The 22,309-nt window shown below is 70.7% G+C and carries 21 protein-coding genes; 4 read left to right on the top strand and 17 right to left on the bottom strand.

Features of this window, described 5'->3' with window-relative positions; genetic code table 11:
* Positions 1–38: 38 nt before the first annotated feature.
* A complete protein-coding gene (locus tag ACZ3H8_RS22650) occupies positions 39–296 on the bottom strand; it encodes a hypothetical protein (RefSeq protein WP_467404519.1) in 258 nt (85 codons plus the stop codon).
* A 233-nt stretch (positions 297–529) separates the two neighbouring features.
* Between ACZ3H8_RS22650 and ACZ3H8_RS22645 the strand changes: the two genes are divergently transcribed.
* Positions 530–1,714, top strand: a complete 1,185-nt coding sequence (locus tag ACZ3H8_RS22645; protein ID WP_467404518.1) for a serine/threonine-protein kinase — start codon at positions 530–532, stop codon at positions 1,712–1,714.
* Positions 1,715–1,726: 12 nt separating this feature from the next.
* On the opposite strand, the gene ACZ3H8_RS22640 is transcribed toward ACZ3H8_RS22645, so the two are convergent.
* The 9 genes from ACZ3H8_RS22640 to ACZ3H8_RS22600 all read right to left on the bottom strand — a co-directional run bounded on the left by ACZ3H8_RS22640 (position 1,727) and on the right by ACZ3H8_RS22600 (position 13,395).
* Positions 1,727–2,545: a TrmH family RNA methyltransferase gene (locus ACZ3H8_RS22640; RefSeq protein ID WP_398989727.1), complete on the bottom strand. Its 819-nt coding sequence runs from the start codon at positions 2,543–2,545 to the stop codon at positions 1,727–1,729.
* 70 nt (positions 2,546–2,615) lie between these two features.
* Positions 2,616–3,854 (bottom strand): uroporphyrinogen-III C-methyltransferase, encoded by a 1,239-nt coding sequence (gene cobA, locus ACZ3H8_RS22635; protein ID WP_467404515.1) that lies wholly within the window; start codon positions 3,852–3,854, stop codon positions 2,616–2,618.
* 150 nt (positions 3,855–4,004) lie between these two features.
* On the bottom strand, positions 4,005–7,235 hold the full coding sequence (gene cobT, locus ACZ3H8_RS22630; protein WP_467404513.1) for a nicotinate-nucleotide--dimethylbenzimidazole phosphoribosyltransferase: 3,231 nt from the start codon (positions 7,233–7,235) through the stop codon (positions 4,005–4,007).
* 333 nt (positions 7,236–7,568) lie between these two features.
* Positions 7,569–8,801 carry a precorrin-6y C5,15-methyltransferase (decarboxylating) subunit CbiE gene (gene cbiE / locus ACZ3H8_RS22625; protein ID WP_467404805.1) on the bottom strand — a complete coding sequence of 411 codons (1,233 nt, stop codon included), beginning with the start codon at positions 8,799–8,801 and terminating at the stop codon, positions 7,569–7,571.
* A 100-nt stretch (positions 8,802–8,901) separates the two neighbouring features.
* Complete coding sequence (locus tag ACZ3H8_RS22620) at positions 8,902–9,537, bottom strand: GNAT family N-acetyltransferase (protein ID WP_467404511.1); 636 nt, start codon at positions 9,535–9,537, stop codon at positions 8,902–8,904.
* A 159-nt stretch (positions 9,538–9,696) separates the two neighbouring features.
* The gene (locus tag ACZ3H8_RS22615; RefSeq protein WP_467404508.1) at positions 9,697–10,554 is read right to left on the bottom strand and encodes a MetQ/NlpA family ABC transporter substrate-binding protein; all 858 of its coding nucleotides are present in this window, start codon (positions 10,552–10,554) and stop codon (positions 9,697–9,699) included.
* Between the two features lie 68 nt (positions 10,555–10,622).
* Positions 10,623–11,294: a methionine ABC transporter permease gene (locus ACZ3H8_RS22610; RefSeq protein WP_467404506.1), complete on the bottom strand. Its 672-nt coding sequence runs from the start codon at positions 11,292–11,294 to the stop codon at positions 10,623–10,625.
* Positions 11,291–12,364: a methionine ABC transporter ATP-binding protein gene (locus tag ACZ3H8_RS22605; RefSeq protein WP_467404504.1), complete on the bottom strand. Its 1,074-nt coding sequence runs from the start codon at positions 12,362–12,364 to the stop codon at positions 11,291–11,293. The genes ACZ3H8_RS22610 and ACZ3H8_RS22605 overlap by 4 nt, the downstream gene beginning before the upstream one ends.
* 383 nt (positions 12,365–12,747) lie before the next feature.
* Positions 12,748–13,395, bottom strand: coding sequence for an HAD-IA family hydrolase (locus ACZ3H8_RS22600; protein ID WP_467404502.1), 648 nt, complete (start codon positions 13,393–13,395; stop codon positions 12,748–12,750).
* A gap of 72 nt (positions 13,396–13,467) precedes the next feature.
* Here ACZ3H8_RS22600 and ACZ3H8_RS22595 point away from each other — a divergent pair, with 72 nt between their 5' ends.
* Positions 13,468–13,827, top strand: a complete 360-nt coding sequence (locus ACZ3H8_RS22595; protein ID WP_467404500.1) for a hypothetical protein — start codon at positions 13,468–13,470, stop codon at positions 13,825–13,827.
* Positions 13,828–13,829: 2 nt separating this feature from the next.
* Positions 13,830–14,267 (top strand): hypothetical protein, encoded by a 438-nt coding sequence (locus ACZ3H8_RS22590; RefSeq protein ID WP_398989708.1) that lies wholly within the window; start codon positions 13,830–13,832, stop codon positions 14,265–14,267.
* Here ACZ3H8_RS22590 and ACZ3H8_RS22585 read toward each other — a convergent pair.
* The 3 genes from ACZ3H8_RS22585 to ACZ3H8_RS22575 all read right to left on the bottom strand — a co-directional run bounded on the left by ACZ3H8_RS22585 (position 14,264) and on the right by ACZ3H8_RS22575 (position 16,611).
* On the bottom strand, positions 14,264–14,767 hold the full coding sequence (locus ACZ3H8_RS22585) for a GNAT family N-acetyltransferase (RefSeq protein WP_307664580.1): 504 nt from the start codon (positions 14,765–14,767) through the stop codon (positions 14,264–14,266). The genes ACZ3H8_RS22590 and ACZ3H8_RS22585 overlap by 4 nt on opposite strands.
* A 36-nt stretch (positions 14,768–14,803) precedes the next feature.
* The gene (locus ACZ3H8_RS22580; RefSeq protein ID WP_467404496.1) at positions 14,804–15,334 is read right to left on the bottom strand and encodes a sigma-70 RNA polymerase sigma factor region 4 domain-containing protein; all 531 of its coding nucleotides are present in this window, start codon (positions 15,332–15,334) and stop codon (positions 14,804–14,806) included.
* Between the two features lie 119 nt (positions 15,335–15,453).
* Positions 15,454–16,611 carry a glycerophosphodiester phosphodiesterase gene (locus ACZ3H8_RS22575; protein ID WP_467404493.1) on the bottom strand — a complete coding sequence of 386 codons (1,158 nt, stop codon included), beginning with the start codon at positions 16,609–16,611 and terminating at the stop codon, positions 15,454–15,456.
* A 231-nt stretch (positions 16,612–16,842) separates the two neighbouring features.
* Here ACZ3H8_RS22575 and ACZ3H8_RS22570 point away from each other — a divergent pair, with 231 nt between their 5' ends.
* Entirely contained in the window at positions 16,843–17,532 is a 690-nt protein-coding gene (locus ACZ3H8_RS22570; RefSeq protein ID WP_307664577.1) for a lysophospholipid acyltransferase family protein, read from the top strand.
* 76 nt (positions 17,533–17,608) lie between these two features.
* Here ACZ3H8_RS22570 and ACZ3H8_RS22565 read toward each other — a convergent pair whose 3' ends face one another.
* From ACZ3H8_RS22565 to argH, 4 genes are all read right to left on the bottom strand, one after another.
* A complete protein-coding gene (locus ACZ3H8_RS22565) occupies positions 17,609–19,156 on the bottom strand; it encodes an MFS transporter (RefSeq protein ID WP_467404490.1) in 1,548 nt (515 codons plus the stop codon).
* Entirely contained in the window at positions 19,153–19,704 is a 552-nt protein-coding gene (locus ACZ3H8_RS22560; protein ID WP_467404488.1) for a TetR/AcrR family transcriptional regulator, read from the bottom strand. Before ACZ3H8_RS22560 ends, ACZ3H8_RS22565 begins: the two co-directional genes overlap by 4 nt.
* Before the next feature lie 130 nt (positions 19,705–19,834).
* Positions 19,835–20,668: an alpha/beta fold hydrolase gene (locus ACZ3H8_RS22555; RefSeq protein ID WP_467404485.1), complete on the bottom strand. Its 834-nt coding sequence runs from the start codon at positions 20,666–20,668 to the stop codon at positions 19,835–19,837.
* A 173-nt stretch (positions 20,669–20,841) separates the two neighbouring features.
* A complete protein-coding gene (gene argH / locus ACZ3H8_RS22550) occupies positions 20,842–22,269 on the bottom strand; it encodes an argininosuccinate lyase (RefSeq protein WP_398989694.1) in 1,428 nt (475 codons plus the stop codon).
* Positions 22,270–22,309: the final 40 nt, after the last annotated feature.

Raw genomic sequence — 22,309 nt, 5'->3', positions numbered from 1 at the left:
CCACCCAGCGGCGTACTCCCCTGGGTGGAGACGCCGACCTAGGTCTTGGGGTCTTCCCGGAGGGGACGCTCCGAGGAGTCCTCACGCGGCACCGGCTGCTCGACCAGCGCCAGCACCCGGGTGGCCATGAAGCGGGCCGTCCGCACCACCCCGCCGCTGCGGGTGACTTCGCTCACTTCCACCACCCCCCTGCGCACCGCCGTCTCGACCCTGCGACCCGCCCGGCTGGCCACCACTTCGTACGTACGAGTCGTGTCTCCCGCGTCCACGACTATCTCCACGCGGTCACCCTTCACTGATCCAATCCCCCTTCTGCGACGGACCTTTGAGATCTCGCACGGCCCCCGGGGCGACGGATCCGCCATCCCCTGACCACTCTTCAAGTTTCCCACCCGGCACTGACAATCGATCGGGCCGTGAGGGCGCGGCCTATGAGCACACCGGGGCGGGGGTACGTAAGCTGTGCCACGTCAAACGGACGACCGTGGCAGCGGGGGTGGGGTCTCCCCACCGTAGGTAGGGGACGGACATGGCGATGATGCGGCTCCGGCGCGAGGATCCGCGTGTCGTCGGCTCGTTCAGGCTTCACCGGCGGCTCGGTGCGGGTGGCATGGGCGTCGTCTACCTCGGCTCCGACCGCCGCGGCCAGCGCGTCGCGCTGAAGGTGATCCGGCCGGATCTGGCCGAGGACCAGGAGTTCAGGTCTCGGTTCGCGCGCGAGGTGTCCGCCGCGCGGCGGATCCGCGGCGGCTGTACGGCACGGCTGGTGGCCGCCGATCTCGAGGCGGACCGCCCGTGGTTCGCCACCCAGTACGTCCCCGGTCCCTCCCTGCACGACAAGGTCGCCGAGGACGGCACCCTGCTGGCCGCCGAGGTGGCCGCGATCGGCGCTGCGCTCTCCGAGGGCCTGGTCGCGGTGCACGAGGCCGGTGTCGTGCACCGGGATCTGAAGCCGTCGAACATCCTGCTCTCCCCCAAGGGCCCCCGGATCATCGACTTCGGCATCGCCTGGGCGACCGGCGCGAGCACGCTGACGCATGTCGGCACTGCGGTGGGCTCGCCCGGTTTCCTCGCGCCGGAGCAGGTGCGCGGCGCTGCGGTAACCCCGGCCACGGACGTCTTCGCGCTGGGCGCGACGCTCGCGTACGCGGCGACGGCCGACTCGCCCTTCGGACACGGTAGTTCGGAGGTCATGCTGTACCGGGTGGTGCACGAGGAGCCGCAGCTGTACGGGGTCCCGGACGCGCTGGCTCCGCTCGTCCGGGCCTGTCTGGCGAAGGACCCCGAGGAGCGCCCGAGCACGCTGCAACTGTCAATGCGGCTCAAGGAGATCGCGGCACGGGAGGCCCAGGGACTGTCTGAGGCCCGGCCGCCGGCTCAGCGCGAGCGCGTCGAGCAGGACCGTCCGACCTCGCGCTACACGGAGCGGACGGAACGCGCGGCGCGGACGGAACGCACGGAGCGGCGTACGGCGGGCACGTCCGCGCCGCGCCCGCAGCCGTCGCGCACCGGCGGCACCCGCCCCCAGCCGCCGCGCAACACCTCCCGCAACACCTCCCGTACGAACGGCCGTCAGGGCACCAGGTCCGGCGTCCGCACGACGTCGACCGGCCGGCGGCCCGCCAACCCGCGGCTGCTGCGGCAGCGCATCATCGTCTTCTTCGTGGTGACGCTGATCGTGGCCCTGGGGATCGCGGCGGCCCAGCAGCTGTAGGCCGACCGGGGCTCAGGACTGCGGGCGGCCCGTCGCCACCGCGTAGAACGCGACCGCCGCGGCGGCGCCCACATTGAGCGAGTCCACTCCGTGTGCCATCGGGATCCGCACCCACTCGTCGGCGGCGACGAGCGCCTGGGTGGAGAGCCCGTCGCCCTCCGCGCCGAGCATCAGCGCGACCCGGTCGAGCCGGTGCGGGGCCGCCTCGTCGATCGCGGCGGCCTTCTCGTCGGGGGTGAGGGCGAGCAGCTTGAAGCCCGCTTCCCGTACGGATTCCAGGCCTCTCGGCCACGATTCGAGGCGGGCGTACGGGACGGAGAAGACCGCGCCCATGGAGACCTTTACGGACCGGCGGTAGAGCGGGTCCGCGCAGTCCGGCGAGAGCAGCACCGCGTCCATGCCGAGGGCGGCGGCGCTGCGGAAGATCGCGCCGATGTTGGTGTGGTCGTTGACCGACTCCATGACGACGACGCGACGGGCCGACTGGAGGAGATCGTCGGCCGTCGGGAGGGGTTTGCGCTGCATGGAGGCGAGCGCGCCGCGGTGCACGTGGTAGCCGGTGACGCGTTCGGCGAGCTCGGGGCTCACCGCGTACACGGGGGCCGGGAGCTCGTCGATGACGTCGCGCATGACGTCGACCCATTTGGCGGAGAGCAGCATCGACCGCATCTCGTAACCGGCGTCCTTGGCCCGTCGGATGACCTTTTCGCCCTCGGCGATGAACAGGCCTTCCGCGGGCTCGCGCTTGCGCCGGAGCTCGACGTCGGTCAGGCCGGTGTAGTCGCGCAGGCGCGGGTCGTCGGGGTCTTCGACAGTGATGAGATCAGCCACAGGGTGATACTGCCTTCTCCGGGGTGCGGTGCCAACGGCTGGGCGGAGGTCTGTTACTGGCGGTTACGCGCTACGCGTTGCGCCGTGCAGACTGCGGGCCGACGGTGACGACTTCGCCAATCACAATGACCGCCGGCGGGCGTACGTCCTCGGCCCGCACCGTCTCGGCCACGGTCGCCAGGGTCGCGTCGACGCGGCGCTGGGCCGCCGTGGTGCCCTCCTGGATCAGGGCCACCGGGGTCTGGGGGCTCTTGCCGTGGGCGACGAGGGTCTGCGCGATCGCGGCGATCTTGTCGACGCCCATCAGGACGACGAGCGTGCCGCGCAGCCCCGCGAGGGATGCCCAGTCGACCAGCGAACGCTCGTCATCGGGGGCGACATGGCCGCTGACCACCGTGAACTCGTGCGCGACACCGCGGTGGGTGACCGGGATGCCGACAGCGCCGGGGACGCTGATGGAACTGGAGATGCCGGGGACGACCGTGCACGGGATGCCGGCCTCGGCGAGGGCTTCGGCCTCCTCCATGCCACGGCCGAAGACGAAGGGGTCGCCGCCCTTGAGGCGTACGACCGCCTTGCCCGCCCTCGCGTGCTCGATCAGGGCGTTGTTGATGGCCTCCTGGGCCATGTAGCGGCCGTACGGGATCTTCGCGGCGTCGATCACCTCGACGTGAGGCGGGAGTTCGTCGAGGAGGTCGCGCGGGCCGAGGCGGTCCGCGATGACGACGTCCGCCTCTGCGAGGAGGCGGCGGCCGCGGACGGTGATCAGGTCCGGATCGCCGGGACCGCCACCGACGAGGGCAACGCCGGGGGTCCTGGTGCGGTGGTGGGGGGCGGCGAGCGAGCCGTCGCGCAGCCCCTCGACGATGGCGTCGCGCACGGCGGCGGAACGGCGGGGGTCGCGCCCGGTCAGCACCGCGACGGTCACGCCCTCGGACCGCCCGGTGGCCGGGGTCCAGGCGGTGGCGGCGCTCGCGTCGTCGGAGCGTACGCACCAGGTGCGGGTGCGCTCGGCCTCGGCCGAGGCGCGCTCGTTCGCCTCGACGTCGGGGGTGGCGATGAGGGCGTACCAGGCGTCGGCGAGGTCGCCCTCGGCGTACGGACGCCGCTCCCAGCGGATCTCGCCGGCCGAGGCCATCGCCTCGACGGAGGGGGTCGCGTCCGGTGACACGAGGACGATCTCGGCGCCGGCCGCAATGAGCGCGGGGAGCCGGCGCTGGGCGACCTGGCCGCCGCCGAGTACGACGACGCGGCGTCCGGTCAGGCGGAGTCCGACGGGGTAGGCGGGGTGCTCGGCATGCTCGGCCATGACGGTGCGGGCTCCTCGGGCGGGGTGATGCGTGTACGGAGCCGCTGCGGCGGTGAAGCGGCTGGTGGGGCGGGGTGCGAAGTCCCGGCGCCCACCTTACGGGCCGGGGGCGGTGGGGGCACGGTGCCCCCTGCCCCCACCCCCGCCGCGCTACTTCTCGGTCACGCCCGCCGAGTCGAACGTCGCCACCTCGTGCATCGCTCTCGCCGCGCTCTGCACCACCGGCAGCGCCAGCAGCGCACCCGTGCCCTCACCCAGACGCAGGTCCAGGTCGACCAGCGGGCGCAGGCCCAGCTTGTTGAGGGCTGCCACATGGCCGGGCTCGGCGCTGCGGTGGCCCGCGATGCAGGCCGCCAGCGCCTCGGGGGCGATCGCACGGGCGACCAGCGCGGCCGCGCCCGCCGAGACGCCGTCCAGCACCACCGGCGTACGCAGCGACGCGCCACCGAGGATGAAGCCGACCAGCGCCGCGTGCTCCAGGCCGCCGACCGCCGACAGGACGCCGACGGGGTCCGCCGGGTCCGGCGCGTGAAGCTGCAGCGCGCGGCGCACGACGTCGACCTTGCGCGCGTGCATCTCGTCGTTGATGCCCGTGCCGCGACCGGTGATCTCACCCGGGTCGATGCCGGTGTAGACGGCGATCAGGGCCGCCGAGACCGTCGTGTTCGCGATGCCCATCTCACCGGTGAGCAGCGCCTTGTTGCCCGCCGCCACCAGGTCCCGCGCAGTCTCGATGCCGACCTCGACCGCCGAGAGGACCTCCTCGCGGGTCAGCGCGGGGCCGGTCGTGAAGTCCGCCGTACCCGGCCGGACCTTGCGCGGCAGCAGACCCGGCGTGGCGGGCAGGTCCCCGGCCACACCCACGTCGATCACGCAGACCTCCGCGCCCACCTGCGTGGCGAACGCGTTGCAGACAGCACCCCCGCCGAGGAAGTTGGCCACCATCTGGGCCGTCACCTCCTGCGGCCACGCCGTGACCCCCTGCGCGTGCACCCCGTGGTCGCCCGCGAAGATCGCGACCGCGGCCGGCTCCGGGATCGGCGGCGGGCACAGCCGGGACAGGCCGCTCAGCTGCGCGGAGATGATCTCCAGCATGCCGAGCGCGCCCGCCGGCTTGGTCATCCGCTTCTGCCGCTCCCACGCCTCGCCGAGCGCCTTCGCGTCCAGCGGGCGGATGTTGGAGACGGTCTCCTGGAGCAGATCGTGCGGCTCCTCGCCGGGCAGCGCGCGGCGGCCGTACGTCTCCTCGTGGACGACCCACGACAGCGGACGGCGCTTGGACCAGCCCGCCTGCATCAGCTCGGGCTCCTCCGGGAACTCGTCGACGTAACCCACGCAGAGATACGCCACGGCCTCGAGGTGCTCCGGCAGCCCCAGCGCGCGCACCATCTCGCGCTCGTCGAAGAAGCTGACCCAGCCGACGCCGAGGCCCTCGGCGCGGGCGGCGAGCCACAGGTTCTCGACGGCGAGCGCGGAGGAGTACGGGGCCATCTGCGGCTGGGTGTGCCGACCCAGCGTGTGGCGGCCGCCCCGCGTCGGGTCGGCGGTGACCACGATGTTCACCGGGGTGTCGAGGATCGCCTCGATCTTCAGTTCCTTGAACTGCTTCGCCCGGCCCTTCGGCAGCGACTTGGCGTACGCCTCGCGCTGACGTTGCGCGAGCTCGTGCATCGTGCGCCGGGTCTCGGCGGAGCGGATGACGACAAAGTCCCAGGGCTGCGAGTGGCCGACGCTGGGCGCGGTGTGGGCGGCCTCAAGGACGCGGAGCAGCACGTCGTGCGGGATGGGGTCGCTGCGGAAGCCGTTGCGGATGTCCCGGCGCTCGCGCATGACGCGGAGTACGGCTTCGCGCTCGGCGTCGTCGTAACCGGGTGCCGGCGCGCCGACGACCGCGAGCGGCTCGGGCGCGGGCTCCGGTTCGGGTGCCGGAACGGACTCTTCGGTCACGGCGACCTCCTCGGCGACCTCGACGACCTCGGCGATTTCGGGAGCCGCGACAGGCTCGGCCTCGGCAGCGGGCTCGGGGGTGGGCTCCGCGAGCAGTTCCGCACCGCCGTCGCGTGGCGCGGGCAGGGACACGGGGACGACCGCCTCGTGCACGGGCTCGGGCGCGACCGCCTCGGGCTCGGGCTCGGCGACCGCTTCCGCGACTTCCTGTACGGGCTCGGACTCGGGCACCGCTTCGGGCTCCGGCTGGGCTTCCGGCTCGGGCGTGGGCTCGACCATCACGGCGACCGGCGTCGGCGCCAGGTGGGGCGCGGCGGGGAGCGATCCCTCGACGGGCACGAACTGCCCGGCAGCCGAAGGCTCCGGCTGCGGCTCTGGTTCCGGCTGCGGCTCGGGTGCCGGGGCAGGGGCCTCGGCGACCTCCGGAGTGACTGGCGCGGCAGGTGTGACTGGAGCGACCGGCGTGGGCTCTGGGACGACCGTTTCTGCTGGTGCCGGAGGCGGCGTGTGGGACTGCGGAGGCTGTGGGTCCCAGGGGGTCCCGGCCTGCGGCGGGATCTCGCCCAGCTGCGGCCCCGGCAGCACGGCGCCCGCCTCGTCGCGCGGAATGTCGAGGTACTCCAGACCCGCCGTGGGCGGCCCGGGAGTGTGTACGGACATGGCGTGCGGCGGCGTCCCCGCCGGACCGCGGTCGGCGAGAGAGCGCACCACGCCGCCCGTGCTGTCGGGCATCGGCGGGCCCATGTGCAGCGGGCGTCGCGCGGGCGGAGGCGTCGGCGTGGCCGATGAGGGTGGGACGCGTACGGCACTGAGGTCGACGGAGCCGGAGTCACGGCCCCCGGCCTCGTGCGCGCCGGACTCGTTCGCGTCGTGGACGGGCACGACCGGCTCGGCGACGGGCTCCTGCGCCGGAGCGAACTGCTCCTGCGCGAAGGCGGGTGCGGCGAGATCCGGAGCCGCGAACTCCGGGGCCGCGAACTCCGGGGCAACGGGCGCCTGGACCTGCACCTGCGCGGGCACCTGCACGGGCACCTCGACATGAGGCTCGGAGACAAAGGGCTCGGACCCGTGGTACTCAGAAACGACGTGCTCAGCAACGAGATGCTGAGGAACGAGGTGCTGAGGAACGAGGTGCTCAGCAGCGACGTGCTCCGGACCGGGCGTCTGAGCCACCGGCACCGGCATCGCCACCGGAGCCTGGCCACCGGCCCCCAGCCCCACCGGGCCCTGCTGGACAGGCTGTACGGGCTGCGCCGACTGCGGGTCGCTCCAGGCCCCCTGCGCCCCCGGCATCAGCAGCAGATCGTCTTCTTCCGGACCGTTCTCGGAGGGTTCGAGGAAGGTGTACGCGCCCGGAGCGGGGATGCCCGGCTGCTCCACCATGCCTGCGTTCTCCGGCAGCCCCTCGCCCGGGATCTGGCCGGTGTCAGTCATGCGTACCCCTCGCCCATCGCTTGTGCTCCTTCGCCCATCGCCCGGGACATCCGATCGCGGCACACCTGACGCCCGTCAACAAGAACGAGCGTGTGCGCCGAGCGGCACGATGACCCACGGACCCCAAGCATTCTCGCGGCCGTTCGCCGCCGCGGCAGGGAGATCCGCCACGGTCCGCTGTGGGCTGCGCCACGTTGCGCTTCCCCCGGTTCCGACGTACCACATACGGGAGCCAAAGCGCCCCCTTTTTCCGGACATTGACGAACGAAGCGACGAACGACCGGGTGCGGTACAACGATCGGCCAGCCTACCCCGCGCCGCGCGGCGGCAGGGTCAGGGGGCGCGGTCCAAGCGCCTGCCGGAGAGCAGAAAGACGACGGAACGCTCCCGCTCCGCCCAGTCCGCGGTGTCCAGTTCCACGGACTGCAGCAGTGCGCACTCCACCGCGTATCCGCCCGCGGCCAGCGCCGCGCCGATCGCCTCTGCCTCGTCCCGGGTCGAGGCATGGGTCACGATGCGCTGCGGGCGCCGGTCGGCGCAGGCGGTCACCACCGGCACTCCCCCGCCCCCGATCCGTACGACATCTGGTTCGGGCAGCCGCTCCAGAACATGCGGCGCCCGGCCCTGGACGACCTGGAGCTGGACTGCCGAGTGCCTGGCCGTGGCGTCGGTGCGAGCACAGGCGGCCGGGTCGGCGTCGACTGCGATGACCGCGGCGCCGAAGCGGGCCGCCTCCGCCGCGAGCGCGCCGCTGCCGGAGCCGATGTCCCACACCAGGTCGCCGATGCGAGGGCCGAGACGAGCCAGTTGGGCGGCGCGCAGCTGCACCGACTCACCCTCGCCGAGGCCTTCTCCGTACGACTGTCCGTACGCCTGGGAGGGCAGCGCCCAGCCGCGCACCACCGGCGGGTAGCCGGGTTCGTGGCCCGCGATCCAGCCCCCGCCGGGCACCGCAGGGGTTCCCGCGCCGCCGATGACGATGACGACATTCGGGTCGCGCCAGGCATGGTCGGCGGCCTTGTCGGAGGTGATGACGGTGACCTGCTCACGGTCGGTGCCGAGTTCCTCGCAGATGACGAAGGTCCGGTGCACGCCTTCAAGAAGCAGGGCGAGCTCGGCGGGGCCGGCGCCCGGGGAGGTGAGGACGGCGACTTTGGGGTGCGCCCGGCACACATTGACGGCGCGGCGCAGCGTACGGCGGTGGGCGACGACGATCTGGGCGTCGTCCCACGGCATCGCCGCCCTGGCGAAGGCGGTGGCGACGGACGAGACGGCGGGCACGACCTCGACCTCCAGGCCGTGCTCCGGGGCGCGCAGGGTGCGTACGACGCCGAAGAAGCCGGGGTCGCCGTCGGCGAGGACGACGGCGCTGCCACGGTGGCTCGCGATCCGCCGGGCGGCGAGGTCGACGCTGCCGAGCCGGATGCGCTCGGCGCCCTTGGGCACCTCGGGGAGGGCCAGGTGGTGGGCCGCTCCTGCCACCAGGGTGGCGGCGGAAAGGGCGGACCTGGCCGCAGCGGTGAGCGGCGATCCGTCCCAGCCGATCACCGTGACCCGGTCGGCCATCGTTGTCAGTCCCTTGGTGTCGTCGCAGGTCGGGCCCCGCACGGGTGCAGGCAGGGTGAGAGTACCTGGCTCGGCGGTGGTCGGGCCTGACCGGCTGCCGTCAGTTCCAGTCGGTGAAGGAGGCGTAGCCCGCGTCCGCCATCTGGTCGGCGACGCCCTCGAGGTCCTCGGGCAGCAGGCTCCAGACGATGAGATCGGTGCGGATGTCGGCCCAGCCGCCGTCCTCCGTCTGCGTACGCGCTATCCAGGCGTTACGCAGCACGCCCTCGCTGATGCAGCCGATCTTCTGCGCGACCTGCTGGGAGGCGGTGTTGTCGGCGGCCGTACGCAGTTCCAGGCGCTCGAACCTCTGGTCGCGGAACAGCCACTGGGCCACGGCCAGCACCGATTCGGTGGCGTAGCCCTCGCCGCGCGCCCAGGGGGCGGTGACATACGCGACCTCGGTGGCGAGCGTGCGCCAGTTGGTGTTCTGCAGATGGACGGTGCCGACGAGCCGCTGGGTGAGGAACTCAGTGACGGCCAGAACGATTCCACGGCCTTCGGAGCGCTCTGCAGGAGCGATCCTGCGGACCCATTCCCCGGCGTGGGCGGCGGTGTACGGGTGCGGCACCGAGGTCCAGGCGGTCACCTGTTCGTCGTTCATCATCTCGGTGTGCGCCGGGATGTCGGCTTCTTCGAAGGGGCGCAGCACCAACCGCTCCGTGCTGATGGACACGTCCGGGAAGGTGGTAGTCATGCGCAGCTCCAAGCCGAAGACCGTCGTAAGGGTCGTAGCCGTAAAGGCACAGCATGCAGCATCGGGTGGGGGATGTGCATGGCCGGGTGGGCCCTCGACGAGGCCCCGCGCACCGGAACGCGGTGCGCGGGGCCTCGTTCAAGGGCCTTGCGGCGAGCGCTACTTGACGGCGCCGAAGGCCGCGACGATGGAGCCGGCGTACTTGTCGTCGATGAACTTCTTCACCTCGGGGGAGTTGAGGAGCTTCGCGAGCTTCTCCACGCGGGCGTCCTTCTCGTTGCCCTCCTTGACGGCGAGGAAGTTGGCGTACGGGTTGCCGTCGGCCTTCTCCAGCGCCAGGGAGTCCTGGGCGGGCTTGAGGTCGGCCTCGATGGCGTAGTTGCCGTTGATGACCGCGGCGTCGACGTCGTTCAGGGCGCGGGGCAGCGTGGCGGCCTCCAGCTCCTTGAACTTCAGGCCCTTGCTGTCCTTGATGTCGGAGAGCTTGGCGTCGGTGCCGGCGCCGTCCTTGAGGGTGATCAGGCCATTGTCGGCGAGCAGCTTGAGCGCGCGGCCCTCGTTGGTGGTGTCGTTCGGGACGGCGATGGTCTGGCCGGCCTTGATCTCCTTGATGTCCTTGGACTTCTTGGAGTAGAGGCCCAGGGGCTCCAGGTGGACGTTGACGACCGGGACGATGTGGGTCTTGTTCTTCTTGTTGAAGTCGTCGAGGTACGGCTTGTGCTGGAAGAAGTTGGCGTCGACCTGGCCGCTCTCGGTGGCGGTGTTCGGCAGGACGTAGTCCGTGAACTCCTTGACCTCGAGGTTCAGTCCGGCCTTCTTCGCCAGGTTGTCCTTGATGTAGTTGAGGATGTCGGCGTGCGGCGTCGGGGACGCGGCAACGACCAGCGCCTTGGACTCGTCGGCCTTGGCGCCGGAGTCGGACGTGGCGGCCGGGTCGGACGCGGTGCCGCAGGCGGTGAGGCCGAGGGAGAGAGCGGCGGCAGCGGCGGCAACGGTGAGCTTGATGTTCTTACGCACGAAGAGTGCCTCTTTCTGGTGGAGCGGAACGGCGCCCGGACAAGGAGTGCGGGCTGTGCGGGATGAGGTCAGGAAGCTGTACGGCCCCGGCGCGCCAGGAGTCGTACGACGCCGTCACCGATGAGCTGCACGGCAGTGACGAGGGCGATCAGGATGACGACCGTGATGAGCATGAACTGGGTCTCGAAGCGCTGGAATCCGTAGGTGACGGCCTTGGATCCGAGCCCCTCGCCGCCGACCGCGCCGGCCATCGCCGAGTAGCCGACGAGCACGATCACGGTGGTGGTGACGGCGGAGACGAGCGAGGGCAGGGCCTGCGGCAGCAGCACCTTGCGGACGATCGTCGGGATGGAGCCGCCCATCGACTGGACGGCCTCGACCAGTCCGTGGTCGACCTCGCGGATCGCCGTCTCGACGAGTCGCGCGAAGAACGGAATGGCGCCGACGGCGAGCGGCACGATCATCGCGGTGGGGCCGATGAAGGTGCCGACGACCAGCGTGGTGAAGGGGATCAGCGCGATCAGCAGGATGATGAACGGCAGCGAGCGGCCGATGTTCACGATCACGCCGACGACCTTGTTCACCGGGGTGTTCTGCAGCAGTCCGCCCTTGTCGGTGAGGACGAGCAGCACACCGAGAGGCAGTCCGCCGGCGACGGTGACGAGGGTGGACCACAGCACCATGTAGAGGGTGTCGACGGTGCCCTGGCTCAGCAGCGGCTGCATCTCCGACCAGGTCACTTGGCACCTTCCTTGACCAGTGCGGGGCCGCCCTGCGCGGGGAGGGCGACCGGCTCGGCGGGGGCGTCGGCGTCGACGACATCGACCTGGAGGCCCTGCTCGCGCAGGAAGCCGACCGGGACGACGTTGTCCTCGTACCGGCCCGGGAGTTCAATGCGCATCCGGCCGATCTGCTTGCCGGCGACGGTGTCCATCGCGGCACCCAGGATCGAGATGTCGATGTTGTACGTACGCGAGAGCTGGGAGATCACCGGCTGGGTGGCCGCCTCGCCGTGGAAGGTGACGTCGATGACCGTGCTCTCGGGTCCTGAAGCCTCGCCGTCCACCGGGAACAGCTCCCGTGCCAGCTCGGAGCCGGGGGTCGCGAGCAGTTCGCTCACCGTGCCGGATTCGATGATCTTCCCCTTCTTCATCAGGGCTGCCGAGTCGCAGATCGTCTTGACGACGTCCATCTCGTGCGTGATCAGCAGAACGGTCAGTCCGAGCTGCTGGTTGAGGTCGCGGAGCAGCTGGAGGATCGAGCGGGTGGTCTCGGGGTCCAGGGCGCTGGTCGCCTCGTCGGAGAGCAGCACCTTGGGGTCGCCGGCGAGCGCCCGGGCGATGCCGACGCGCTGCTTCTGGCCACCGGAGAGCTGCCCGGGGTACGCCTTGGCCTTGTCGGCGAGGCCCACCAGGTCGAGGAGTTCCAGGGCCTTGCGCGAGCGCTCGGCGCCCGGGATCCCGAGGATCTCCAGGGGCAGTTCGACGTTGTCCTTGACGGTGCGCGAGGACAGCAGGTTGAAGTGCTGGAAGACCATGCCGATGCGGCTGCGTGCCTCTCGCAGTTCCTTGGTGGCGCGCCGGCCACGGCCGGCCAGCGCGGTGAGGTCCTGGCCGGCCACGGTCACGGTGCCGGAGGTCGGGCGCTCCAGCAGATTGACGCAGCGGATGAGCGAGGACTTTCCGGCGCCGCTCTGGCCGATGACTCCGAAGACCTCGCCCTCACGGACGTGCAGGTCGACACCGTCCAGGGCGGTGACCTGGCGGCCTCGCGACTCATAGACCTTGGTAAGGCCCGTAGTGGTGATCACAGGGGGTTTCCGTCACTGTCGAGTGCACGGCGGGGTGTCCGCCGGGCACGGGGCATTCAGGTTCGGACAGTCGGGCGCGGCACGGCTGACTCGGCTGGTGGCCGGTGGGCAACGTGCTCGGGGCAGGCTCGGTCCGATGCGGTCCTGGCGGTGCATCGGATTCGGCTCGGCTGTCGGGTCTCGCTTCGGGGCGCGAGGCTCAGGCAGGGGCCCTCAGAAGGCGCACATTCGACACATACAACGAGCACCGGGCGTCGTGATCGCCTCGGTCGCAAGGGTGCGGCTGCTCATCGTGGTCATGGCGGCAAGTAAAACAGACAGGAGTACGGAGCAATCAGGACTGTCCGAATAACGGACAGTCCTGACGCGCCATGTGGACAGGCTCAGCCGGCCGTGACGATCTCCACTCCCGCGCCCGTGACCTGCACGGACACGGCCGAGAGGTCATGGACGACCACATCGGCGAGCAGCTCGGACGGCTCGTGCGTTGTGGCCAAGGCCACGGTTCGCATGCCCGCGGCGTGCCCTGCGGCCAGCCCCGCCGGGGCGTCCTCGAAGACCACACAGCGCGCCGGGTCCACGCCGAGTGTCCGCGCCCCGAGCAGGAAGGGCTCCGGGTCGGGCTTGCCGCGCTTGATGTCGTCGGCGGCGATCAGGTTCTTGGGCCGGATGCCGACCTCTTCGAGCCGGGCCTCGGCCAGCCGCCGGGTCGCGGAAGTAACCACGGCCCAGCGGTCGGCGGGCAGCTGCGCCAGCAGTTCGGCGGTGCCCGGAAGCAGGACGACTCCCCCGGGCACGTCCTCGACCTCGAGCTGTTCGATACGGGCCACCGCCTCGGGCACCACGTCCGCGGGCAGCAGATCGGCGGCTATCTCGGCGGCGGGGCGGCCGTGCAGCTCGACACGGGCGAAGTCCTCCGCCGCGATTCCGTACTCCTGCGCCCACCTGGTCCAGCAGCGGTGGACGGACTCCAGCGAGGAGATGAGGGTTCCGTCGTTGTCGAACAGCAGCGCTTCGGCGTGGATCTTCATGGTCGTCGACCCTACGGGCCCCGCACGGGGCCGCGCGCATCAGGCCTTTTGGCCCGTAATACGCTCGGGGCCATGCTTGACGCCCTGACGGTCGCGGTCGCCGTGACCGCGCTCGCCCTCGCCGCCTGGTGCGGCTTCGCCGCCTACCGCGACCATCCCACCAAGGACTGGCACTTCATCGGCATGGCCGTGGTGTCGGTGCTGGCGCTTGCGCAGCTGGTGGTCGGGATCGTGCAGCTGGCGCGCGGTGAGAAGGCTCACGAAGGCACCGCGATCTTCATCGCGTATCTGATCGGCTCGTTCGCGGCGGTCCCGGCGGCCGGCTTTCTCTCCCTGGCCGAGCGGACCCGCTGGGGGTCGGCAACGGTCGCTGCGGGCGCCGTGGTTCTCGCCGTGCTCGAAGTGCGGCTCTACGACATCTGGGGAGGCTGACGATGGCCGAGTCCGCCACCGAGGAGCAGGACCACAAGCACCGGACCAAGCTGGTGCAGGGACCCGGACTCCTGCTGGTCTGGCTGTACGGAGTGATGTCCGTCGGCGCCGTCTCCCGCTCGGTCTACCAGATCCTCACCGACTACGGCTCGGCGCCGCTGGCCCACACACTCTCCGCTGTGGCGGCCGTGGTGTACGCGTTCATCACCTACACCCTCGTACGCGGCGGGGAGACGGCCCGCAGGGCGGCGCTGGTGTGCTGCGCCGCCGAGCTCGCGGGCGTACTGATCGTCGGGACCTGGACGGTTGTCGAGCCGTCCGCCTTCCCCGACTCGACGGTCTGGTCGGGGTACGGGATGGGCTACATCTTCATCCCGGTGCTGCTGCCGGTCACCGGAATGCTCTGGCTGCGCAGGTCCCGGCAGGGCCAGGGCGCCTAGGCGCTGGCGACGTATGCCCGCGCCGACGCCTCCTTCTCCAGCGTGACCAGTGTGAGTTTCGGGCCGACCTGCTCGCTGGCCACCGGCACATAGCCGCGGCTGCGGTACAGCCGCAGATTGCTCTCGCTGCGGTGCCCGGTGAAGAGCTGGAAGCGCTTGGCGCCCGGCTCCCCCGCGAAGCGCTCCTCGATCGCGTCGAGCAGCCGCCCGCCCAGGCCATGGCGCTGCATCCGCGGATGCACGATCAGCTTGGCGATCCGGGCCGTGCCGCCCTCGTCGACCCTGCCGCGCACGGAGGCGACCACCTCGTCGCCGAGCCTGGCCACCAAGGCGTGGCCCTGGGCTATTTCGGCCCGTAGATCCTCGAGTGACTGGGTGAGGGGCTCGATTCCGTAGTCGCCGTAGAGCTCGGCCTCGGTCTGGTAGCACAGATACTGCAGCTTGAAGATGTGCTCCGCGTCCTGTGCTCTTGCCGCTGAGATGGTCACGCTCATGCCCATGTGCGCATGCCTCCCGCTCACCTGTCCGCCGGTTGTCTACCGCTCCTTTCCCCCGAGTTCAGGAGCTGCAACCTCTGCCGTCAGCATTCTGCGCAGGCATCCCAGGCAGCGGGAACGCATCGGCCCCAGACTCCCTTGTGAGATTCCCAACTCTCCTGCGATTTCTCGGTAGGTGGGGTCGTCGGGGGACAGCATCGCGGTCAGCAGCCGGGGGCAGTTCCCCGGGGTGCGGGCGACCGCTGCCCTAATGACGCGGCGCCGCTCGGATCTCAGCGCGGCCCGTTCGGGGCTGCCCGCCGGGTCCGAAGGGTCATGGCGGTACGGGAGTTCCCGGGCGGCTGTGCGACGGGCGCGGCGGGCTTCGGCGCGTACGGCCGACCTGACCCAGCGGGCGGCGTCCGGCGGCAGACCCTCCCCGCCGAGCCGCTCGAGGAGCCGTACCCAGACGGCCTGTTCGAGGTCACGGGCCTCCATCGCGGCCGCCGGCGCCTCCGCCCTCGCCTCGGCGCTCACCAGCGAGCGCAGCGCGCTGACCACATGGGCGGCGGTTTCGTGGCGAAGGGTCATGCCCTGCGGGACGTGCTGCCGCGCGGCGGCGGTTGCCGCGCGACAGCACACTCACCCGTACGGACGGACGGGCGCCGTCAGCCGTCAGCCGTCAGCCGTCAGCCGTCAGCCGTCAGCCGTCAGCCGCGGAAGTCTGCGGCGGCGAGCAGCCCGGTGTCGGCGTTGTCGGTGAAGATGCCGTCGATGCCGGTCTCGAAGTAGACCTTGAACGCGCCGAAGACGTCGCCGTACGCGTTCGGGTCGGTGCCGCGCCGGAAGTCGGCGGGCAGGAAGGCGTTCTCATTGCGCATCGTGTACGGGTGCAGGATCAGGCCCTTGGCGTGGGCGTCCCGTACCAGCGTCGTCGGCGTACCGAGCTTGCCGCTCGCGTCCTTGGGGATGATCAGGTCGAGGACGGGCCCGATGCCCTGGGCGAAGCCCGCGATCCACTTCAGGCCCTCGGGCTTGACCAGATCGGCGACCGTGCGCGGGTCACCGGCCTCACGGAAGTCCCATGGGCGGTCGTCCGCGGTCCAGAGCAGGACGACACGCGGCGAGGAGACGAGCTTGGCCATCCGCTCCATGCTGCTCGGCTCGAACGACTGGAGGAAGACCGGGGAGTCGTGGCGGTCGCGTCCGTACCGGCGCAGCAGCTTGGCCAGCCGCTCCTCAAGACCGAGACCGAGCTTGCGGAAGTACGTGGGGTGCTTGGTCTCGACATGGAGCCAGACGGGACGGCCGCGCCGGCGGCCCTCCTCCTCCGCCCAGCGCAGCACCTCCTCGAAGGTGGGCACGGCCCAGCGGCCGTCGTAGAGGGTGTTCTCCTGACGGGTGCCGGGTATCCGCTCCTTGGCGCGCAGCGTCTTCAGCTCGGCGAGTGTGAAGTCCTCGGTGAACCAGCCCGTGAGGCTGACGCCGTCGACGGCCTTGGTGGTCTTGCGGGAGGCGAACTCCGGGTGCGCGGCGACATCCGTGGTACCCGTGATGTCGTTCTCGTGACGGCATACGAGATGGCCGTCCTTGGTGGGCACCAGGTCCTGCTCGATGACGTGCGCGCCCATGTCGAGGGCCAGCTGGTAGGAGCCGATGGTGTGCTCGGGCCGGTAGCCGCTGGCGCCGCGGTGGGCGATGACGGTCGGACGGGGCAGATCCCGGTACGAGGATCCATGGCCGCCCTGGCGCTCGCCGGCCTCCGCGCGCGCCGCGGTGGCGCCGCCGATGCCGAGAGCTGCCGTGCCGAGCACCGCCGCTCCTAGTACCGTCCGGCGACCCGGACTTGTGTCAGCACCCTGTGTCATCGACTTTCCTCCGTCTGTCCCGCGTGTGATGTCCCGCACCTGTCCAGCGACGCCCGATGCTAGGCGGCAACGCCTTACCTACGGCAGACCCTGGGCGAACTCAGCGAAAACTCACGTCAACACTGCGTATCCGCTCCGTGAACCCGATGTGCGATCAGGTTGACCCACGAGTATCGTCCTCACCTGCAGAGACTTAGCCTGCCGCCACCGTCCGCCCCCACGACACCGTCCATGACACCGGAGGACCCGTTGTCCCGCTTGTCGCTCATCAAGGCAGTGCTCGGCCCGATCCTGCGCCTGATGTTCCGCCCCCGCGTGGAAGGTGCCGAGAACATTCCCGGGACCGGTCCAGTCATCCTCGCCGGAAACCACCTGACGTTCATCGACTCCATGATCATGCCGCTGGTGTGCGCCCGTCCGGTCTACTTCATCGGCAAGGACGAGTACGTCACGGGCAAGGGCTTCAAGGGCCGGCTGATGGCCTGGTTCTTCACCGGCTGCGGCATGATCCCGGTCGACCGCGACGGCGCCAACGGCGGTGTGGCCGCGCTGATGACGGGCCGCCGGGTGCTGGAGGAGGGCAAGATCTTCGGCATCTACCCGGAAGGCACCCGCTCCCCCGACGGCCGGCTCTACCGTGGCCGTACGGGCATCGCCCGGCTGACGCTGATGACCGGCGCGCCGGTGGTCCCGTTCGCGGTGATCGGCACGGACAAGCTCCAGCCGGGCGGGGCGGGACTGCCGCGGCCGGGCCGGGTGACGGTCCGCTTCGGCGAGCCGATGGAGTTCTCGCGCTACGAGGGGATGGACCGCGACCGCTATGTGCTGCGGGCGGTGACGGACTCGGTGATGGCGGAGGTCATGGAGCTGTCGGGGCAGGAGTACGTGGACATGTACGCGACCAAGGCAAAGGCGGCCTGACCGCCGCGGGGGCGTTGTCGGCGTGAAGGGCGGGCCCCGGTCGGGGCCCGCCCTCGCGGTGCGAGGACTTTCGGCCTTACGGGTGTTCGAGGCCGTCCTCGAGTTGCTGACCGCGCAGCAGGAACCACGCCGCCACCGCGGTGGCCAGGAGTACCGCCGCGCCGATGCCGGACGCGAGGCGCAGGCCGTCCGTGAACGCCTCCTGCGCGGCGGCCATCAGATCGGCGGCCTGCCGGCGCGGCAGCGTCGTCGCCGCCTCGACCGCGCCGCCGAGCGACTCGTGGGCCGCCGACGCCGTACCGGCCGGGACACCCGCCGGGGCCGTGAACCCGCGGTACACGCCGGTGACGATGGAGCCGAGCAGCGCGATACCGAGTGCCGCGCCCAGTTCGTACGCCGTCTCCGAGACAGCGGACGCGGCGCCCGCCTGCTCCTTCGGAACGCTCGACAGAATGACGTCCGCGGTGACGGTGAAGGAGAACCCGGCGCCGACACCGACGACCAGCAGGGCCGCGCCGAGCAGTGGATAGCCGGTGGACTGGTCGAGCAGGGTCAGCACGGCGAGGGCGAGTCCGACGGCGGCGAGACCGCCGGCCACCACGGACCGTACGGAGAACCGGCGGGCGACGGTGCCCGCGATCAGACCGGTGGCCACCGCGCCGATCGCGGCGGGCAGTTCGGCAAGGCCCGCCTCCAACGGCTCCCGGCCCTGGACCAGTTGCAGGAACTGGGAGAGGAAGAAGACCAGGCCGGACAGGCCGAGGATGGTGAGCAGATCGGCGAGAACGGCGGCGGAGAAGCCGCGGTGCCGGAACAGCCGCATGTCGAGAAGCGGTGTCGGCAGCGTCAACTGCCTGCGTACGAAGCCGTACAGTGCACCGAGGCCTATCGCCGCCGCGCCGCCGGCCTCCCAGCTCGCGCCGTGTGTCGCCGCCTCCTTGACGGCGTAGACCACACCGACCATGCCGACGAGGGACAGTACGACGCTGATCAGGTCCCAGGGGCCGGCCACCGGGTTCTTCGACTCCGGCAGCAGCTTGACGCCGACGAGCACCAGGACGGCCATGACGGGCAGGTTGATCAGGAAGACCGAGCCCCACCAGAAGTGCTCCAGCAGGAAGCCGCCGACGACCGGCCCGACGGCCGCGCCCGCCGAGGCCATCGCACCCCAGATGCCGATCGCGAGGCTGCGCTCCTTGGGGTCGTGGAAGATGTTGCGGATCAGCGCGAGGGTGGACGGCATCAGAGTCGCGCCGGCGACGCCGAGCAGCGCCCTGGCCAGAATCATCATCTCGGGGCTGGTGGCGTACGCGTTCAGGACAGAGACCGCGCCGAACGCGACAGACCCGAGCAGCAGCAGCTTCTTGCGGCCGATGCGGTCGCCGAGGCTGCCCATGGAGACGAGCAGACCCGCGATGACGAATGAGTAGACGTCACCGATCCACAGCAGCTGGGTACCCGAGGGCTTGAGGTCCTCGCTGAGGAAGGGGGTGGCGAGGCCGAGGACGGTGGCGTCGACGGCCACCAGGAGGACGGCCAGGACGAGTACCGCGAGCGCGAGCCAGCGCCCGGGGCGGTATACGGTTTCGTCCGTCCCGCTCGTGCGCTGGAGGGTGCTGCTCATTTCTCCACACTCCGTCGTGCTCCGCCGAGCAGCAGCTCGGCGATCATGTACTGGAAGTCGTTCTTGGCGACCCGGCCGTCCATGACGGCCCAGGCGCAGCTGCCGATGAGGCCGTAGAGAGCCTCGGTCAGCCATGCGGGCGTCAGGTCGATCCGGAACTCGCCCTGTTCCTGGCCACGCCGGAAGAGCGCAGACACCCGGGCATCGAGCCTGGCCCAGCCCTCGTTGACCTGCTCACCCTCGAAGAGCTGGTTCTCGGTGACGAGAAAGGCCAGCAGATCGGCCACGGGCTCCATCTCGGCGATGAGCCGCCGCAGCCCGTCACCGGCCCCGCCCTCCTCGAGCCGCGCCCGGTCGAGCGCGGCCTCGAACTCCTGGATACCGAGCGCTTCCAGGGCTTTGACGAGGGCGTCCCGCCCGGCGAAGTGCCGATGAAGGGTGGCCCGCCCGATGCCTGCGGCCCTGGCGACCTCGTCCATGGTGGCGGTGGACTTACGGGCGAGCAGGGCGGCGGCTTCGTGCAGCACGTGTGTCCGGTCGACAGGCATGAGACGACTATACCCCAGATGAGACATCTCTGTCTCATCCGGGGCTTGACTGTCTCACGACAGCGTTCGTGCAGGAATGCCGAAAGCCGCCTGACCGGAGATAAACCTCTTCCGGTCAGGCGGCTGAAGGTCAGCCGACGGGCAGACAGTCGGGCCGGAGCCCCGGGTCGGCGGGGCCGGACCGTCCCAGGGCATTGAGCACCCACTGGGCGACGACCGCATCCTTGGGGGCCTGGTCGTGCTCCGAGGTGTTGACCGGACAGGCGTCCTGGAGCAGCACGTTGGTGACGTACCGGTCAGAGCCCGTGAGATACGCGCTGGTGTACGGCACCACGACCTCGTCGTACCGAGTCGCGATCTGGGTGTAGTCGGGGCCGGCCGGAGCCTCGGGGTCGGCGTTGAGCTTCGTCAGCAGCGGGGAGCCCGCAGTCTGGTCCGCACAGGCCGGGCAGACGGTGGCACCGGCTGCGAGCGCCAGCGGGTTGCTGGTGCCGTGGTTGGACGGCACGATGCCGACCAGATCGTCGACCTTTGTCGCACCACCGAGGAACTTCACGTAGTAGCGCGGCATCATGCCGCCCTGGCTGTGGCCGACGATGTCGACCTTCTTGGCGCCCGTGCGGCTGCGCACGGTGTCGGCGAAGTCGCGCAACTGTGCCGCCGAGTCGGGGATCGGGGCGGTGGCCGCTTCCCCGTAGTCGAACGCGAAGACGCAGTAGCCCTCGGCAGCCAGCTTCGGCGAGAGCGTGGCCCAGTTCTCCGCCATCGTCTTGAAAGTGCCGTTGACCAGGATGACCGGCTGCGGATGGGCCGCGTCCGGCTTGCAGGTCCAGTCATTCGCACCGGGCGGGGCGACGGCAGTGTCCGCGGCCGAGGCGGATCCGGATGCGGCGAGTCCCGCGGCGCCGAGAACCGCCACCGCGGCGGCGGAGACCAGCGGGCGGATGATGGTGCGTAGACGCATGACGTGGGGGCCTTTCCGTGCACCGGTCGACGCGGAAGCGTTCGGCAATGCCGACCGGGATACGGAATATTTGCTTCCAAGTTACTGACACGTCAAGACTCGCGCCGTCGGCAAATGTCACACCGGCCAGGACGTATGCCCTGGCCGGTATGGCTGCGACTCGCGTACGAAGATCAGCGCTTGGCGTCCGCCCACGCCCGCTGTGCGGCCAGATCGGCCTTCACTTCGGCGAGTTGGACGGCCACGGCGGAGGGCGCCGTGCCCCCACGGCCGCTGCGCGAGGCGAGCGCACCGGGCACATTGAGAACCTTGCGGACATCTGGCGTCAGATGCGGAGAAATTTTGACAAACTGAGCATCCGTCAGTTGGTCCAGTTCGATCCCCTGCGCCTCGCACTCCTTCACGCACTCGCCCGCGACCTCGTGCGCCACCCGGAACGGCACGCCCTGTCTGACCAGCCACTCGGCGATGTCGGTGGCGAGAGAGAAGCCGGCCGGGGCCAGCTCCTCCATCCGCTCCCGGTTGACCGTGAGGGTCGCCATCATGCCGGTGAACGCCGGGAGCAGGACCTCCAGCTGGTCACAGGAGTCGAAGACCGGCTCCTTGTCCTCCTGGAGGTCGCGGTTGTACGCGAGGGGCAGCGCCTTCAGGGTGGCGAGCAGCCCGGTGAGGTTGCCGATCAGGCGGCCCGACTTGCCGCGTGCCAGTTCCGCGATGTCCGGGTTCTTCTTCTGCGGCATGATCGACGAACCCGTCGAGAAGGCGTCGTGCAGGGTCACGAAGGAGAACTCCTTCGTGTTCCAGATGATGACCTCCTCCGCGATCCGGGAGAGGTTCACCCCGATCATCGCGGTGATGAAGGCGAACTCCGCCACGAAGTCACGCGACGCCGTGCCGTCGATGGAGTTCCCGGCGCTGCCGTGCTCGAAGCCGAGGTCCTTGGCCACCGCCTCCGGGTCAAGGCCGAGGGAGGATCCCGCCAGAGCGCCCGAGCCGTACGGGGAGACCGCCGTGCGCTCGTCCCACTGGCGAAGCCGCTCCGCGTCCCTGGACAGCGACTGGACATGGGCCAGCACATGGTGCGCGAAGAGCACCGGCTGCGCGTGCTGGAGATGCGTGCGGCCCGGCATCGCCACATCGGGGTGCGCCTCGGCCAGACCCACCAGCGCGTCCTGGAGATCGGCGATCAGGCCGCCGATGATCCGCGCGTGGTCCCGCAGAAACATCCGGAAGAGCGTCGCGACCTGATCGTTCCGCGAGCGCCCGGCCCGCAGCTTGCCGCCGAGGTCGGGGCCCAGCCGCTCCAGCAGGCCGCGCTCCAGCGCCGTGTGCACGTCCTCGTCGGCGATCGTGCCGACGAAAGAGCCGTCCGCCACATCCGCTTCGAGCCGGTCGAGCCCGGCGAGCATCCGGGCCAGCTCGTCCTCGGTGAGCAGCCCCGCCTTGTGCAGCACGCGCGCGTGAGCGCGGGACCCCGCGATGTCGTACGGCGCGAGCCGCCAGTCGAAGTGGACGGACGCGGACAGCTTGGCCAGCGCCTCGGCGGGACCGTCGGCGAAACGGCCGCCCCAGAGCCGGACGTCACCGCTGTTGCTGCTCACTGCTGTGCTCCTCAAGGCTGTGGATGTACGACCGCCTCCC

The organism is Streptomyces sp. NPDC002868, from assembly GCF_055563295.1.
This window is presented reverse-complemented; position numbering and strand designations above follow the sequence as displayed.

What these genes read in the sequence shown, in the direction of transcription:
- ACZ3H8_RS22595 (WP_467404500.1), top strand. Translation starts at nt 13,468, where the DNA reads ATGCTTGACGCCCTGACGGTCGCGGTCGCCGTGACCGCGCTCGCCCTC.
- ACZ3H8_RS22570 (WP_307664577.1), top strand. Translation starts at nt 16,843, where the DNA reads ATGACACCGGAGGACCCGTTGTCCCGCTTGTCGCTCATCAAGGCAGTG.
- ACZ3H8_RS22560 (WP_467404488.1), bottom strand. Translation starts at nt 19,704, where the DNA reads ATGCCTGTCGACCGGACACACGTGCTGCACGAAGCCGCCGCCCTGCTC.
- ACZ3H8_RS22585 (WP_307664580.1), bottom strand. Translation starts at nt 14,767, where the DNA reads ATGGGCATGAGCGTGACCATCTCAGCGGCAAGAGCACAGGACGCGGAG.
- ACZ3H8_RS22620 (WP_467404511.1), bottom strand. Translation starts at nt 9,537, where the DNA reads ATGACTACCACCTTCCCGGACGTGTCCATCAGCACGGAGCGGTTGGTG.
- ACZ3H8_RS22645 (WP_467404518.1), top strand. Translation starts at nt 530, where the DNA reads ATGGCGATGATGCGGCTCCGGCGCGAGGATCCGCGTGTCGTCGGCTCG.
- ACZ3H8_RS22575 (WP_467404493.1), bottom strand. Translation starts at nt 16,611, where the DNA reads ATGACACAGGGTGCTGACACAAGTCCGGGTCGCCGGACGGTACTAGGA.
- cobA (WP_467404515.1), bottom strand. Translation starts at nt 3,854, where the DNA reads ATGGCCGAGCATGCCGAGCACCCCGCCTACCCCGTCGGACTCCGCCTG.
- ACZ3H8_RS22600 (WP_467404502.1), bottom strand. Translation starts at nt 13,395, where the DNA reads ATGAAGATCCACGCCGAAGCGCTGCTGTTCGACAACGACGGAACCCTC.
- ACZ3H8_RS22590 (WP_398989708.1), top strand. Translation starts at nt 13,830, where the DNA reads ATGGCCGAGTCCGCCACCGAGGAGCAGGACCACAAGCACCGGACCAAG.
- ACZ3H8_RS22555 (WP_467404485.1), bottom strand. Translation starts at nt 20,668, where the DNA reads ATGCGTCTACGCACCATCATCCGCCCGCTGGTCTCCGCCGCCGCGGTG.
- cbiE (WP_467404805.1), bottom strand. Translation starts at nt 8,801, where the DNA reads ATGGCCGACCGGGTCACGGTGATCGGCTGGGACGGATCGCCGCTCACC.
- ACZ3H8_RS22565 (WP_467404490.1), bottom strand. Translation starts at nt 19,156, where the DNA reads ATGAGCAGCACCCTCCAGCGCACGAGCGGGACGGACGAAACCGTATAC.
- ACZ3H8_RS22580 (WP_467404496.1), bottom strand. Translation starts at nt 15,334, where the DNA reads ATGACCCTTCGCCACGAAACCGCCGCCCATGTGGTCAGCGCGCTGCGC.
- cobT (WP_467404513.1), bottom strand. Translation starts at nt 7,235, where the DNA reads ATGACTGACACCGGCCAGATCCCGGGCGAGGGGCTGCCGGAGAACGCA.